At 29.5% G+C, this 14,054-nt stretch carries 18 protein-coding genes; 13 read left to right on the forward strand and 5 right to left on the reverse strand.

Translation table 11 applies throughout. The features are described 5' to 3' along the window. Position 1: 1 nt before the first annotated feature. Positions 2–586 (forward strand): CDP-diacylglycerol--glycerol-3-phosphate 3-phosphatidyltransferase, encoded by a 585-nt coding sequence (gene pgsA, locus AC5SML_RS05520; protein ID WP_006997823.1) that lies wholly within the window; start codon positions 2–4, stop codon positions 584–586. Here the strand turns inward: pgsA and AC5SML_RS05525 are convergent. After that, complete coding sequence (locus AC5SML_RS05525) at positions 583–1,464, reverse strand: branched-chain amino acid aminotransferase (protein ID WP_006997822.1); 882 nt, start codon at positions 1,462–1,464, stop codon at positions 583–585. The genes pgsA and AC5SML_RS05525 overlap by 4 nt on opposite strands. Positions 1,465–1,534: 70 nt before the next feature. Here AC5SML_RS05525 and AC5SML_RS05530 point away from each other — a divergent pair, with 70 nt between their 5' ends. The 3 genes from AC5SML_RS05530 to AC5SML_RS05540 are packed head-to-tail and all read left to right on the forward strand — an operon-like array spanning position 1,535 to position 3,942. Beyond that, positions 1,535–1,972, forward strand: a complete 438-nt coding sequence (locus AC5SML_RS05530) for a MarR family winged helix-turn-helix transcriptional regulator (RefSeq protein WP_006997821.1) — start codon at positions 1,535–1,537, stop codon at positions 1,970–1,972. Beyond that, positions 1,965–2,642 (forward strand): response regulator, encoded by a 678-nt coding sequence (locus AC5SML_RS05535; RefSeq protein ID WP_006997820.1) that lies wholly within the window; start codon positions 1,965–1,967, stop codon positions 2,640–2,642. Before AC5SML_RS05530 ends, AC5SML_RS05535 begins: the two co-directional genes overlap by 8 nt. Beyond that, complete coding sequence (locus tag AC5SML_RS05540) at positions 2,623–3,942, forward strand: ATP-binding protein (RefSeq protein WP_494574837.1); 1,320 nt, start codon at positions 2,623–2,625, stop codon at positions 3,940–3,942. The genes AC5SML_RS05535 and AC5SML_RS05540 overlap by 20 nt, the downstream gene beginning before the upstream one ends. Here AC5SML_RS05540 and AC5SML_RS05545 read toward each other — a convergent pair. Then, positions 3,920–4,174 carry a hypothetical protein gene (locus AC5SML_RS05545; protein WP_494617006.1) on the reverse strand — a complete coding sequence of 85 codons (255 nt, stop codon included), beginning with the start codon at positions 4,172–4,174 and terminating at the stop codon, positions 3,920–3,922. The genes AC5SML_RS05540 and AC5SML_RS05545 overlap by 23 nt on opposite strands. A gap of 46 nt (positions 4,175–4,220) precedes the next feature. Here AC5SML_RS05545 and lgt point away from each other — a divergent pair, with 46 nt between their 5' ends. The 7 genes from lgt to ychF are packed head-to-tail and all read left to right on the forward strand — an operon-like array spanning position 4,221 to position 10,139. Beyond that, positions 4,221–4,991, forward strand: coding sequence for a prolipoprotein diacylglyceryl transferase (lgt, locus tag AC5SML_RS05550; protein ID WP_006997817.1), 771 nt, complete (start codon positions 4,221–4,223; stop codon positions 4,989–4,991). After that, positions 4,981–6,024 (forward strand): SAM-dependent methyltransferase, encoded by a 1,044-nt coding sequence (locus tag AC5SML_RS05555; protein ID WP_494617008.1) that lies wholly within the window; start codon positions 4,981–4,983, stop codon positions 6,022–6,024. The genes lgt and AC5SML_RS05555 overlap by 11 nt, the downstream gene beginning before the upstream one ends. A gap of 4 nt (positions 6,025–6,028) precedes the next feature. Continuing rightward, entirely contained in the window at positions 6,029–6,790 is a 762-nt protein-coding gene (pgeF, locus tag AC5SML_RS05560) for a peptidoglycan editing factor PgeF (RefSeq protein WP_267878655.1), read from the forward strand. Positions 6,791–6,796: 6 nt separating this feature from the next. Beyond that, positions 6,797–7,729, forward strand: coding sequence for a ribose-phosphate pyrophosphokinase (locus AC5SML_RS05565; RefSeq protein ID WP_006997814.1), 933 nt, complete (start codon positions 6,797–6,799; stop codon positions 7,727–7,729). A 44-nt stretch (positions 7,730–7,773) separates the two neighbouring features. After that, positions 7,774–8,460 (forward strand): 50S ribosomal protein L25/general stress protein Ctc, encoded by a 687-nt coding sequence (locus AC5SML_RS05570; RefSeq protein WP_011281467.1) that lies wholly within the window; start codon positions 7,774–7,776, stop codon positions 8,458–8,460. Positions 8,461–8,505: 45 nt separating this feature from the next. Beyond that, the gene (gene pth, locus AC5SML_RS05575) at positions 8,506–9,066 is read left to right on the forward strand and encodes an aminoacyl-tRNA hydrolase (RefSeq protein ID WP_494617009.1); all 561 of its coding nucleotides are present in this window, start codon (positions 8,506–8,508) and stop codon (positions 9,064–9,066) included. Beyond that, positions 9,066–10,139, forward strand: coding sequence for a redox-regulated ATPase YchF (ychF, locus tag AC5SML_RS05580; protein ID WP_271523208.1), 1,074 nt, complete (start codon positions 9,066–9,068; stop codon positions 10,137–10,139). The genes pth and ychF overlap by 1 nt, the downstream gene beginning before the upstream one ends. Here ychF and AC5SML_RS05585 read toward each other — a convergent pair. From AC5SML_RS05585 to petA, 3 genes are read right to left on the reverse strand one after another with little or no spacing between them, the layout of a single operon-like run. Next, a complete protein-coding gene (locus tag AC5SML_RS05585) occupies positions 10,116–10,895 on the reverse strand; it encodes a cytochrome c1 (RefSeq protein WP_006997810.1) in 780 nt (259 codons plus the stop codon). The genes ychF and AC5SML_RS05585 overlap by 24 nt on opposite strands. Positions 10,896–10,899: 4 nt before the next feature. Further along, positions 10,900–12,159, reverse strand: coding sequence for a cytochrome b (locus AC5SML_RS05590; protein WP_006997809.1), 1,260 nt, complete (start codon positions 12,157–12,159; stop codon positions 10,900–10,902). A gap of 9 nt (positions 12,160–12,168) precedes the next feature. Beyond that, entirely contained in the window at positions 12,169–12,678 is a 510-nt protein-coding gene (gene petA, locus AC5SML_RS05595) for a ubiquinol-cytochrome c reductase iron-sulfur subunit (protein ID WP_006997808.1), read from the reverse strand. Positions 12,679–12,764: 86 nt separating this feature from the next. On the opposite strand from petA, the gene AC5SML_RS05600 reads away from it, so the two are divergent. Beyond that, complete coding sequence (locus AC5SML_RS05600; protein ID WP_006997807.1) at positions 12,765–13,226, forward strand: tRNA (cytidine(34)-2'-O)-methyltransferase; 462 nt, start codon at positions 12,765–12,767, stop codon at positions 13,224–13,226. Beyond that, positions 13,226–14,053 (forward strand): oxygen-dependent coproporphyrinogen oxidase, encoded by an 828-nt coding sequence (gene hemF / locus AC5SML_RS05605; protein WP_006997806.1) that lies wholly within the window; start codon positions 13,226–13,228, stop codon positions 14,051–14,053. The genes AC5SML_RS05600 and hemF overlap by 1 nt, the downstream gene beginning before the upstream one ends. Position 14,054 lies beyond the last annotated feature (1 nt).

Raw genomic sequence — 14,054 nt, forward strand, 5'->3', positions numbered from 1 at the left:
TATGCTTAAAAAAATTCCAAATATTTTAACAATAGGTAGGATAATAATTGTACCTTTTTTTGTTCTAGCATTTTATTTACCTGGTTTTTATGGTGATTTAACTGCATGCGTATTGTTTGTAATTGCTTCATTTACTGATTTTTTAGATGGAATGTTGGCGAGAATGATGGGTGAAGAGTCTAAGTTGGGTGAATTACTTGATCCTATAGCAGATAAAATTATTGTTGCTACTGCACTTATATTGCTTGTTATGAGTGGAACAATTAAACATTACGAGGTTATTGCAGCAATTATAATACTTACACGAGAAATACTAATTTCAGGCTTAAGAGAGTTTTTAGCTAGAGGACAAATTAAATTACCAGTAACTAACTTAGCAAAATTAAAAACTTTTTTACAAATGGTTGCTATAGCTCTTTTACTAACTGGTGAAACTGGTAATAAAATTTTAAATTTTCAAGATTATAATGCTCAAACTATTGGCATAATCCTGCTTTGGCTTTCTGCATTTTTAACTTTGTATACTGGTTATGAATATTTAAGAAAAGGCATTGACCATGCAATATCTGAAGATAACAAAAACTAAGCTGCTTTTCTTTTTCTAACTAATGCTTGGTAACTTTCATTTAAGTCAATTATAGTTTCGCAAACTTTAAATTTATTTTCAGCAATACATGAAACTGGCGTAACTTCTGCTGCTGTACCTGTTAAAAAACAGCCTACAAAATTTGATAATTCAGCTGGTGCAATTTTTCGTTCATTGACTTTTATTCCTTTAGATTTTGCAATTTCAATTACCGTTCTTCTTGTAATGCCGTCTAAAAAAGAATCTGGAATGGGTGTGTGAATTTCTCCATTTTTATCTTTAAAAAAAATGTTAGCACCTGTTGCTTCCGCAACATTTCCTTCATGATCAAGCATTAGAGAATCTGTATAGCCTTGTTGTTCAGCTTCATGTTTTGATAAAGTACAAATCATATATAATCCAGAAGCTTTTGTATCCCAAGGTATCGTATTAGGCGCAGGTCTTCTCCAATTTGATATATTCAATTTAATACCTTCTATTTTTAGTTTTGGATCAAAATATGAACCCCACTCCCAAGTTGCTATGGCAACATGAATTTTTGTTTGTTGAGCAGATATAGCCATCATCTCGCTACCTCTCCATATTGTTGGTCTAACATATCCATCTTTGACACCCTGAACTGAAATTATTTTTTTTGATGCTAAATTTATTTCTTCTTCAGTATAAGGAATTTTAATACCCATTCTTTTTGCAGAATAAAAAAGTCTAGATGTGTGTTCTTCTAATTTGAAAATTGAATTATCATAGACTCTTTCACCTTCAAAAACACAACTAGCATAGTGAAGGCCATGATTTAAAACATGAATTTTAGCATCAGCCCAATCAACGAGCTCGCCATTAAACCAAATTTTACCTGATCTTTTATCGTATGGTATCATGAATGAAATAATTTAAATTTTATCTAAAATTATCTTTGTATCTATAATATGTCAATATAACTTACCCATAATGAAAGAACTTTTATATTTAAAGGATACTCAGTTAAAGCAGCTGATTGAAAAGTTATTTACAAGTTACCGTGAGTCTTTTTCAGATGCCAAGAAAACATTAGATAAATACTCTATAGGTATAGCTCACCACAAAGTTTTACATCTTTTATCAATGTATAAAGGGATTACAATTTCTGATCTATTAAAGAAGTTAAAGGTTACCAAGCAGAGTTTAAATAGAGTTTTAAAAGATTTAATTAAACTTGATGTGGTTTTTTTTGAAAAAGACCAACAAGACACAAGAGTAAAACACATTTTTTTAAATGAAAAAGGAGAAAAAATTTTTGACGAAATATTTTCGATACAAAAAAAAAGAATTTATAATGCTCTTTTAAATTCAAGTTCAGATCAAGTCTTAAACTTTGACAATGTTTTAAAGAAAATAATTAATGAATGATTTTGTAGCCCATATTTTAGTTGTAGATGATGATGAGGGAATTAGATCCCTAATTAAACAATATTTAAATGAAAATAATTTTCTGGTTACTACATCAAATAGTGCAGAAAATGCAGAAGAAAAAATTTCAATAATTAAATTTGATTTAATCGTTTTGGATATAATGATGACAGGCAAAAGTGGGTTGGATTTTATCAAACAAAATAAATCTAAAATTGATACCCCTATAATTTTATTAACGGCTAAAGGAGAAGCTGAAAATAGGGTTGAAGGTTTAGAGATAGGTGCTGATGATTATTTACCAAAACCTTTTGAGCCAAAAGAACTTATTTTAAGAATAAAAAATATTTTAAATAAAACAAAAAGAAATGATGAAAAAAGAATTATAACCTTTGATAATATTAAAATTGATCTTAACAAACTTTTAATCATAAAAAATGATATTGAATATAAAATAAATAGTACTGAAAAAATTATATTAGAAAAAATGATTAACAATCCTGGCAAAACCTTTTCAAGAGAGGATATTGGCAAACTAACTGATCTTGATAAAGAAAGGTCAATAGATGTGATAATTACAAGACTTAGAAAAAAAATTGAAATGGACCCAAAAAATCCAAAATACTTACAAACTTTAAGAGGTGCTGGCTATGTTTTATGGATTGAATAATTTTGTAAAAAATTTACTACCAAAAAGATTATTTTATAGAGCTTTATTAATCGTAGCAGTTCCAATAATTGTTCTTCAAGTAGTCATATCGATTGTTTTTTTTGATAGTCTTTGGATTAAAACAAATAAAGGTATGACAAGAGCATTAATCGGTGAGATGAAAACATTCATAACAGCTTACGATAATGGAAAATATAATAATAACGACCTTTCAGGCTTATTCTCAATTTATTTAGATCTTAATGTTCAGTTTAAAAAAGATGATTTATTTGAAAAAGCTCAAAAAGAAAGATGGTTTAGTCCAATAGATAGAACACTTAGAAGAGAACTGAAATCTAATATGGGCACTCAAAATTTCTGGTTCGATACAACAAGTTATAAAGAGCTTATTCATATAAATATTAAACATAACGAGGGTTACTTTGAATTTTTTATTCCAAAAGACAGGGTTGCAAGCTCATCTGCTAGAATATTTGCGTTATGGATCACTATACCAGCTCTACTAATGATAACCATAGCTATACTATTTCTAAAAAATCAAACTAGACCAATTATAAACCTGGCTAAAGCTGCAGAAAGATTTGGTAAAGGAGAAAACATTGATGAGTACAGGCCATCAGGTGCCTTAGAGATCAGACAAGCAGGTTTGGAATTTGATAAAATGAGAAAAAGAATAATGAGACACCTCAATCAAAGATCTGAAATGTTATCTGGCATAAGCCATGATTTAAGAACACCCTTAACAAGACTAAAACTTCAGCTATCTTTTATGAAAGATAAAGATTTATCAAAAAAAATGTCTTTAGATATAGATGAAATGGAAAAAATGCTTAATGAATATCTGCAGTTTACAAGTTCATCATATTTAGAAAAAGATGAAACCTTTGATATTTCAGAATTAATCGAAACTACAATAAAAAATTATAATAATGATAAAATAACCAAAAAAATAATTCCAAGAGTTTACATGAATGGAAGAAAGAATTTAATACAAAGATCTTTAAATAATTTAATTGATAATTCAATTAAATATGCTGAAAATATAAATTTTCATTTATCAAAAAAAGACAGCAACATAATAATTACTATTGATGATGATGGAGTCGGTATTCCTAAAGAAGAGTTCGAGAATGTTTTCAAACCATTTTATAAAGTAGATAAAAGTAGAGGGGATTCTAAATCTAGTGTTGGTCTTGGATTGTCAATTACATCTGACATAATCAAATCCCATGGAGGAAATATTTTATTAGATAAATCTCCTTTAAACGGCCTTAGAGTTAAGATTTTTTTACCTTTGTAGATTTTTTATTTGGACTTTTTTTTTCAAATTTGCTGATTTTTTTTTCTAAATTTTCAACTCTTTTAATTAATATATCCATTTCTTCTTTGCTAGTTAATTTCATTTTAAAAATGATCTCTTCTCTTTTAGATCTTAAAACATTTATTATTTCAGAACTTAAATCTTTATAAGAAATTAGCCCTTGTTCAAATAGCTTTGTTAATTTATCAATTACAAATTTTGATTTTGTCATATATTCGCTTATAAAATTAATATACTTTATACGTAGTTTTTTAAAAATGTTTATTAATAATTTTGACCCAGTTGCGTTTCAAATATTTTCATTAGAAATCAGATGGTATTCTTTGGCTTATATTGTGGGTATTGCACTTGGTTGGCTGTATTGTAAAAAAAAATTAATAAAAGACTCTCATATTCTTCAGCTATTTGATGACTTTATAACCTATCTCATTATAGGTATGATTTTGGGAGGTCGGCTTGGTTATACTTTATTTTATAATCTAAAATATTATTTAGATAACCCTATAGAAATATTGATGGTTTGGAATGGAGGAATGTCATTTCATGGTGCTTTAATTGGAATTATAATTGCATCAATATTGTTTTCAAAAAAACACAATACAAATTCGTTTATATTTTTAGACTTGGTTGCCCTATCTGCTCCAATTGGAATCTTTTTTGGTAGAATTGCCAATTTTATAAACTCAGAGCTTTATGGAAGAGCTACAGACCTTCCTTGGTCAGTTCAATTTGTTCTAATAGATAATATCAAAAGGCACCCTTCACAATTATATGAGGCTTTTTTTGAGGGAATAATTCTTTTCTTTGTACTTGGGTATTTTTTTAAAAAAGATTATTTAAAAGTACCTGGAAAAATCTCTGCTTTATTCCTGATCTTTTATTCTCTATTTAGATTTTTTATAGAGTTTTTCAGATCTCCAGATCCACAAATCGGTTACTTAGTTTTAAATCTAACATTAGGTCAATTGATAAGTGTTCTTTTTTTTCTGACTGGGGTTTACCTTTTATCTTTAAAAAATGAAAATTAAGAATAATCAGTCGTTTACCCTAGATAAGTTTATAGAGGAGTCTCTTTATAATGAAACATCAGGCTACTACATGAAAAAAAATCCCTTTGGCAAAAAGGGTGATTTCATAACTTCACCCAACATATCTGTATTATTTTCAGAAATGATTGCAATTTGGGTAGTGTCGTTTTGGCAAAATCTAGGTTGCCCTAAAAAATTTAATTTAATCGAATTAGGGGCCGGTAATGGTGAAATGATGAAAGTTTTAGTCAATACCTTTGAAAAATTTCAAATATTTAAAAATTCTTGTCACATTAAGATTTTAGAAAGAAGCAAATTGCTTCGAAAAAAACAAAAAATTAATATCAATAAAAAAAATATTCAATGGTTAAATGATTTAAGCGAATTAGATAATTCGCCATGTATTTTTTTGGCAAACGAATTTTTTGACGCTTTACCTATTAAACAATTCATAAAGAAAGAAAGAAAATGGTTTGAAAGATGTGTCAGATTTTTTAACAATAAATTTGAGTATTTTGATGTTCCTTTTGATATGGAAAAATTTGAAAATAAAATTAAATTTAAAATTACAAAACAACAGAACTTTATTGAGTATTCACTACAATCAACCGAATACCTAGAAATTATCTTCAATAAGATTAAACGTAATAATGGTGGAATTTTAATAATAGATTATGCGTATACTGATAAAAAAATGAAAAATACCCTGCAAGCTGTATCGAAACATAAATATTGTGATGTACTAAAAGGGTTTGGTAATTCTGATATTACCTACAATTTAAGTTTTAGTTTATTAAATAGAATAGTTAAAGAATTAAGCTCACTTACCTCAATGAATACTACTCAAGGTGAATTTTTAACAAAACTTGGTATTCTTGAAAGAGCAGAAATATTGTCCAAGAAAATGTTATTTAGTGAAAAAGCTGATATTTATTTTAGAATAAAAAGACTTATAGATAAAAATCAAATGGGTGAATTGTTTAAAGTAATGCTAATAACAACAAATAAAAATAAATTTAAATTGGGGTTTTAAACTGATTAAGTCAAAGAAACTCAGTAAATTTAAAAACTTACAGCATGCTTTCTTTAATAGAAAGGGTGGAAAATCTCTAGGTATTTTTAAGAGCTTAAATTGTGGCCCTGGGTCCTCAGACAATAAAAAAAATGTTTTAAAAAATCTTCAAATCGTTCAAAGGAAAATTAAAACTAAGCTTAAAAAAATTATTTTACTAAAGCAAATTCACAGCAATAAATTTCATTTTATAGATAAAAATCTAAAACTTAAAAATTATAATTTTGAAGGAGATGCACTAGTCACAAATAAAAAGGAATTTCCTATAGCTATATTAACTGCAGATTGTGCTCCAATACTTGTTTATGATGAGAAAGAAAAGATGATTGCTGCAATCCATGCTGGCTGGAAGGGTGCTTTCAAAGGGATAATTAAAAGAACCTTAAATTTTATGATAAAAAAAGGATGTGATCCTAAAAATGTTACTGCAGTAATTGGACCATGTATTTCAGTAAAAAATTATGAGGTAAAAAAAGATTTTATTAAAAAACTCATTAAAAAAGATGGAAAAAATAAAAAATTTTTTAAAAAAATTCAAAATAAAGATTTCTTTGATTTAAAGAAATACGTCCTTTCTCAATTAAAAGCCTTAAATATAAAGAAAATTGATATAATTAATAAGAATACATTTAATCCTAAAAATAATTTTTTTAGTGCACGAAGATCTATTAGCCGCAATGAGAATGATTATGGTAGAAATATTTCTGTAATTATGATTAATTCATAATATCTCATGAAATTATTAACTGGAAACAGCAATAAACCTCTAAGTAAAAATATTGCAAAATATTTAAAAACTAAGCTTGTAAACTCAAGTATAAAAAAGTTTTCTGATGGAGAAATTTATATAGAAATTAATGAAAATATTAGAGGTAATAGTATCTTTATAATTCAGTCTATTTCATCACCTGCAAACGACAACCTAATGGAATTACTACTTTGCATTGATGCTTTAAAAAGATCTTCAGCAAAAAATATTACTGCTGTCATTCCTTATTTTGGATATGCACGACAAGACAGAAAAGTAGTGCCTAGAACTTCTATTTCTGCAAAACTGGTTTCTAATTTAATTACTAAAGCAGGTGCTGACAGAGTTGTTACTGTAGACCTTCATGCAGGACAAATTCAGGGCTTTTTTGACATTCCTGTAGATAATTTATTTGCTACACCAATTTTTGCAAGACATGCTAAAAAAAATATTAAAAGTAAAAATATTATTTGTGTTGCACCAGACGTTGGTGGAACTGAAAGAGCGAGAGCACTTGGTAAAATTTTAAATGTGGAACTTGCTATTGTGGATAAAAGAAGACCTAAACCAGGACAATCCAAAGTTATGAATGTTATAGGAAATGTTAAAGGGAAAACCTGTATTATAGTTGATGATATAATTGATTCAGGTGGAACTATAGTAAACGCTGCGAAAGCTTTAAAGGATAGAGGCGCTAAAGAGGTTTATGTTTATATTACTCACGGAGTTTTAAGTGGAGAAGCAGTAGATAAAATTAAAAAATCAGTTATTAGAAAATTAGTAATAACAGATACAATTGATAATCACGATAAAATTAAAAATGTTAAAAATATAGAAGTTTTGCCTATTTCAGCACTTATGGGTGAGGCAATTAAAAGGATCTCTAACTCAACATCTGTATCCGATTTATTTAAATAATTATCTTGAGTTATTAAGAAACTTGGGCTAAAAGCCATCTTTTTATGAATTCACTTGATGCAAATACTAGAAATACTAAGTCAAAAGGAGATGTCCGTTCTCTTAGATCAGCTGGAAATATCCCTGGCATAATCTATGGGGGACCAGATCAAAATCAAAAAGTTACTGTATTAAAAAAAACATTAAAATCTTTAATAGATAAAGGAAGTTTCTTATCAAACATAATAACTCTTAATTTAGATGGCAAACCTCAAAATGTTTTACCAAGAGAAATTACTTATAACGTAATATCTGACGAGCCAACTCATATTGATTTTCTAAGAGTTGTGCCAGGTGTAAAAATTAGAATAGAAGTGCCTGTGGTATTTATTAATCATGAAACTTCACCAGGCCTAAAAAGAGGTGGAGTACTAAACATTGTGAGAAGAAAAATAGAATTAAAATGTCCAAGTGAAAAAATTCCATCTGCAATAACTATTGATTTAGATGGGGTGGATATTGGGGAAAGTTTCAAAATATCTTCAGTAAAATTAGAAGAAGGTGTTACACCAACTATTATTGGAAGAGATTTTGTAATTGCAACTTTAGCAGCACCTACAGTGATGAAAGAGCCAGAAAAACCAGCTGAAGCTGAAGCAGAAGCAGCAGAAGATGGTAAAGAAGCAGCACCAGCAGCTGAGGGTGATAAAAAAGATGACGGCGAAAAAAAAGCCACTGAAGAAAAAAAATAATCAACTTATCATAGTGAAGACTCCTAGATACGATTTAAAAAAAATATGCTTTTATTTGTAGGCTTAGGAAATCCAACACCCGATAGCGAAAACAACAGACACAATATTGGTTTCAAATTAATTGATACTCTTAATCAAAAGTTTGGTTTGTCTAAACAAAAACCAAAATTTAAAGGATTATTAACTACAGGTAATATTGAAGATAAAAAGGTTTATGCAATAAAACCATTAACCTTTATGAATAATTCTGGAATTTGTATAAGGGAATTAATTGAATACTTCAAAATTGATGCTGAAGATGTGATTGTCTTCCATGATGACCTTGACCTTGAATTTGGAAAAGTGAAAGCAAAATTTGCAGGATCAAGTGCAGGACATAATGGAATTGAATCTATAGATAAATTTATTGGTAAAGATTATTCAAGAGTTAGAATAGGAATTGGAAGACCCAAAACTAAGGCTGATGTTGCAGATCATGTATTAAAAGATTTTGATGAAGATGAAATGATACAACTAGAAAAAATTACTAAAAATATTATTGATTCAATGGCTATATTAATTGATAAAAAATTAGATTTATTCTCAAGCACTGTAAATAATAAATAATGAGTTTTAAGTGTGGAATTGTTGGCTTACCTAATGTTGGTAAATCTACACTATTTAATGCACTTACAAATTCTAGTAAGGCACAAGCAGCAAACTTCCCTTTTTGTACGATAGAGCCAAATGTTGGTGTGGTTCCTGTGCCAGATGAAAGACTAGACAAATTGGTAGAAATATCAAAATCAAAAAAAAAAATTAATACTACTATTGAGTTTGTGGATATAGCCGGACTAGTAGCGGGCGCCTCTAAAGGTGAAGGCTTAGGAAATAAATTCTTATCTCATATAAGAGAAGTCGATGCAGTCATTCATATGATCAGATGTTTTGACTCTGATGATATTCAAAATGTGAACCCAACTGTTGATCCAATTAGAGATTTGGAAATTATTGAAACAGAAATGATGTTGGCTGACCTTGAGTCAATACAAAAAAGATTAGAAAAAAATAATAAGAAAAATGTAGATGAGGAGCAATTAAAAATATTAGAAATTGCTTCTGACTGCATAAATAATTCCAAAGATATTCAAATACTTTATGAACAATTTGATAAAAAATTAATAAGCCAAAGTGGTTTATTATCTTTAAAGCCTAAAATTTTTGTATGTAATGTTGATGAGGCAAGTGTTCAAAATGGAAATAAATACACTCAAGCATTTATTGATAAATATGGTGAAAAAAATACCTTAATAGTTTCAGCTGATATTGAGAACCAAATAAATCAATTAGAAAATGAAGAAAAAGAGAATTATATGGAGATGATTGGATTAAAAAGAACTGGTTTAAATATGTTAATTCAAAAAGGTTACAATATTTTAGAGCTAGACACTTATTTTACATCTGGGCCTGAAGAAACTAGAGCTTGGACTATCCAAAAAAATTGTACTGCACCAAAAGCAGCTGGTGAAATACACACTGATTTTGAAAAAGGTTTTATAAGAGCTGAAACAATTTCCTATGAAGACTTCATAGCTAATGATGGTTGGGTCAATTCAAAGACAAATGGAAAAATGAGACTTGAAGGAAAAGATTATATTGTCAAAGATGGTGATATATTAAACTTCAGATTCAATACGTGACCAAATTTTCTTCATACTAAAGTAAACTAGAATAGTTAAAATAATTAAATACAAGATAGCCTTAAAGCCCATCTTGTGTCTGCTTTCTAAATGAGGTTCAGCTGCCCACATTAAAAATGTTGTAACATCTTTTGCCATTTGCTCTTTAGATGCTGTAGTTCCATCACTATATTCTACCAAACCATCTGATAATGGTTCTGCCATCTTAATATTATTTCCATACATAAACTTGTTATAGTAAACACCATCATCAAGCGTTACACCACTCGGTGGATCTTCATAACCAAGTAGCAATGAGTAAATATAATCAACCCCACCAGTTCTAGCTTTTGCTAGCACAGACATATCAGGAGGATAAGCTCCTCCATTTGCTGCTTGAGCTGCTTTAACATTTTCATAAGGCATGACAAATTTATCAGATAACTTAGCGGGTCTTACAAACATTTCTCCATCATTATTGGGTCCATCTGTAATTTCAAAACTTGCAGCTATTGCTTTAGCCTGCTCTTCAGTAAACTCTGGTCCACCTGGCTCAAATAAGTTTCTATAACTTACATATTTCATTGAATGGCACGACGCACAAACCTCAGTATAAACTTGATATCCTCTTTGAAGTGAACCTCTGTCAAATTTTCCAAATAATCCCTTAAAACTCCAATCTGTTTTTAAAAGATCTACTTTTTCTGCAGCATTAACTGTAAGAGTTCCTACTAATAAAAAAATAATTGAATAACTAATTTTTAAAATATTTTTCACTTAATTAATCTAAACTTTCTTTTTTTTTAACAGCTGATGCCATTGGCATCCCTCCAAGTACTGGTTCTGTAATACTTAAGGGTAAAGGTATGGTTTTTTCTTTAAATCCTAATACCGGTAAGATTATTAAAAAGTGAATAAAGTAGTAAGCTGTGGCAACCCTGGCAATCAATAAGTAAAGCCCCTCAGCTGGCATCGCACCTACGTAACCTAGAACTAATACATCCACTACTAGTATCCAATAAAATTGTTTGTAAAGAGGTCTAAATACTGCTGATCTAATTTTTGAAGTATCTAACCAAGGCAGTGCAGCTAAAATTAAAATTGCTGATAACATTGCAACTACTCCCATTAATTTATCAGGAACTGATCTTAGGATTGCATAAAATGGTAATAGATACCACTCTGGAACGATATGGGCTGGTGTTACCATTGGGTTTGCTTCTATATAATTATCTGCATGCCCTAAAATATTTGGTGAATAAAAAACAAAAAATGCAAATACAATCATAAACATTAATAATGCAAAGCCATCCTTGATCACAATATATGGATGGAATGGCACTGTATCCTTAGAAGGTTTTTTAACATCAATCCCCACTGGGTTATTGTTTCCAGGAACATGCAACGCCCAAATATGAAGAACGACTAAGCCCAAGATTAAAAATGGTATTAAGTAATGTAATGTGAAAAACCTTGTTAAAGTTGGGTTATCTACAGAATAACCTCCCCACAACCAATTAACTATTCCCTCACCCACTAAAGGTATGGCACTAAAAAGATTTGTAATAACTGTTGCTCCCCAAAAACTCATCTGACCCCATGGTAAAACATAACCCATAAATGCTGCAGCCATCATTAAAAGGTAAATTATTATTCCAATAATCCAAATAATTTCTCTTGGAGATTTATATGATCCATAAAACAAAGATCTAAATATGTGAATATAAACTGCTAAGAAAAACATTGAAGCACCGTTTGCATGAATATATCTTATTAACCAACCATAGTTAACGTCCCGCATGATATGTTCAACACTTTCAAAAGCCATGTCAGCATGAGCAATGTAGTGCATAGCCAAAGTTAAACCAGTAACGATTTGTGTAATTAAACAAAAAGTTAAAATTCCACCAAATGTCCACCAATAATTTAAATTCTTAGGTGTTGGATAATCAGTTAAATGACTAGCGAGTGATAAAAGTGGAAGCCTGTCATTAAACCATTTTCCAAATTTTGAACTAGGAACGTACTCGTGATCACTCATAATTATTTATTATCCAATTTTAATAGTGTTGCTGTTAACAAATTCATATTTTGGAACTTCCATGTTTGTTGGAGCAGGACCTTTTCTAATTCTTCCAGAGATATCATAATGTGAACCATGACAAGGACAGAACCAACCATTGTAGTCTCCTTTATCATTTAAAGGGACACATCCTAAATGCGTACAGACACCTAACATAACTAACCATTCTGGATCTTTTGCTCTATCCTCATCTTTTTGAGGGTCTTTTAAATCTTCCATTTTAACAGCTCTTGCTTCAGCTACTTCCTCGGGTGTTCTTCTTTTAATAAAAACTGGTTTTCCTCTCCAGAGTACAGTGATTGTTTTTCCAGGCTGAACTGAACTTACATCAACTTCTGTGCTAGCTAATGCTTTAACAGATGCATCTGGGTTCATTTGATCAATAAGTGGCCAAACAACAGCTCCTACCCCAACAGCACCTACCGCATATGAGGCTGTAAATAAAAATTCTCTTCTTTCAGGTTTTTTTTCAGACATCTTTAATTTTTTGTATATTGTTATCTAATATATGATTTCATATAAGAAAAAAGTTTTTTTTCCACTGAAACAATGACACATAAAACATGAATTTGAGACCTAAAATAGCCTTATATGAACCTGATATTCCTCAAAATACAGCTGCTATTATCAGAACATGTGCGTGTCTAGGGGCTGATTTAGAAATAATTGAACCATGTGGTTTTTTATTCAGCGATAAAAGATTTAAAAGAGTTGTGATGGATTATATGGATGAAAAAATGATAAGATTTTATCAAAGTTCAGATGAATTTTTTAAATCAAAAAAGAATGAGAGAGTAATATTATTAACAACTAAATCAGCAGATTCTTATACTGACTTCAAATTTGAGAGTAATGATACACTTTTATTTGGAAGAGAAAGTGCTGGCGTACCAGACCATGTTCATAATTTAATTAAGTATAGGTTAAAAATACCCATGATGGACAATAAAAGATCTTTAAATATAGCCTCTTCAGTTGCTATAATTCTTTCAGAAAATTTAAGGCAAACTAACTTTAATAAATAATGGACAAAGAAATTAAAAAAAAACTTGCTTCTAATTGGTTTAAGTTGCTGCAAAACACAATTTGTAATGACATTGAAAAACTAGAAGGTAAGAAATCTAAGTTTAAATCTAAAACTTGGAATAGAAGTGAAATTAAGGATGAAGGTGGTGGAGAGTTTAGAATTTTAAAAAATGGTAAGATTTTTGAAAAAGTTGGTGTAAATTTTTCAGAAGTGCATGGAAAGTTTTCAAAAAAAATGAGTAAAAAAATCCCAGGTGCCTCTAAAAATCCAAATTTTTGGGCATCAGGAATTTCTATTGTAATGCATATGAAAAATCCTCATGTTCCAGCAATTCATTTTAACACTAGATTTATCTACACAACACATGGATGGTTTGGTGGTGGTATGGACGTAACCCCTTGCATCCAAGATCTTAAAGAAAAAAGCTTCCTTCATACTGAATTAAAAAAAATGTGTGATCGACATGATAAAAAATTTTATAAAAAATATAAAAAGTGGTGTGATGAATATTTTTATTTACCCCATAGAAAAGAAACAAGGGGAATTGGTGGTATTTTTTTTGATTACAAAAAAAAAGATTGGGAGAAAGACTTTAAATTTGTAACAGATCTTGGAGTTACCTTTCAAATGTTATTTAACTCGATAATACAATTGAAACACAAAAAGAAATGGACTGTAAAACAAAAGGAGATACAATATATTAAAAGAGGTAGATATGCTGAGTTTAACTTACTATATGATAGAGGAACAAAATTTGGCCTACAAACAGGTGGTAATGTTGAGGCAATATTAATGTCTTTACCTCCAATAGCAAAATGGAATTAAA

Source organism: Candidatus Pelagibacter sp. PS_17 (assembly GCF_059417945.1).

Coding starts and splice junctions, on each gene's coding strand:
- AC5SML_RS05535 (WP_006997820.1), top strand. CDS start 1,965: ATGAATGATTTTGTAGCCCATATTTTAGTTGTAGATGATGATGAGGGA.
- AC5SML_RS05540 (WP_494574837.1), top strand. CDS start 2,623: ATGTTTTATGGATTGAATAATTTTGTAAAAAATTTACTACCAAAAAGA.
- AC5SML_RS05555 (WP_494617008.1), top strand. CDS start 4,981: ATGAAAATTAAGAATAATCAGTCGTTTACCCTAGATAAGTTTATAGAG.
- AC5SML_RS05565 (WP_006997814.1), top strand. CDS start 6,797: ATGAAATTATTAACTGGAAACAGCAATAAACCTCTAAGTAAAAATATT.
- ychF (WP_271523208.1), top strand. CDS start 9,066: ATGAGTTTTAAGTGTGGAATTGTTGGCTTACCTAATGTTGGTAAATCT.
- AC5SML_RS05600 (WP_006997807.1), top strand. CDS start 12,765: ATGAATTTGAGACCTAAAATAGCCTTATATGAACCTGATATTCCTCAA.
- AC5SML_RS05525 (WP_006997822.1), bottom strand. CDS start 1,464: ATGATACCATACGATAAAAGATCAGGTAAAATTTGGTTTAATGGCGAG.
- AC5SML_RS05530 (WP_006997821.1), top strand. CDS start 1,535: ATGAAAGAACTTTTATATTTAAAGGATACTCAGTTAAAGCAGCTGATT.
- AC5SML_RS05570 (WP_011281467.1), top strand. CDS start 7,774: ATGAATTCACTTGATGCAAATACTAGAAATACTAAGTCAAAAGGAGAT.
- petA (WP_006997808.1), bottom strand. CDS start 12,678: ATGTCTGAAAAAAAACCTGAAAGAAGAGAATTTTTATTTACAGCCTCA.
- pgsA (WP_006997823.1), top strand. CDS start 2: ATGCTTAAAAAAATTCCAAATATTTTAACAATAGGTAGGATAATAATT.
- lgt (WP_006997817.1), top strand. CDS start 4,221: ATGTTTATTAATAATTTTGACCCAGTTGCGTTTCAAATATTTTCATTA.
- AC5SML_RS05545 (WP_494617006.1), bottom strand. CDS start 4,174: ATGACAAAATCAAAATTTGTAATTGATAAATTAACAAAGCTATTTGAA.
- AC5SML_RS05590 (WP_006997809.1), bottom strand. CDS start 12,159: ATGAGTGATCACGAGTACGTTCCTAGTTCAAAATTTGGAAAATGGTTT.
- pth (WP_494617009.1), top strand. CDS start 8,506: ATGCTTTTATTTGTAGGCTTAGGAAATCCAACACCCGATAGCGAAAAC.
- hemF (WP_006997806.1), top strand. CDS start 13,226: ATGGACAAAGAAATTAAAAAAAAACTTGCTTCTAATTGGTTTAAGTTG.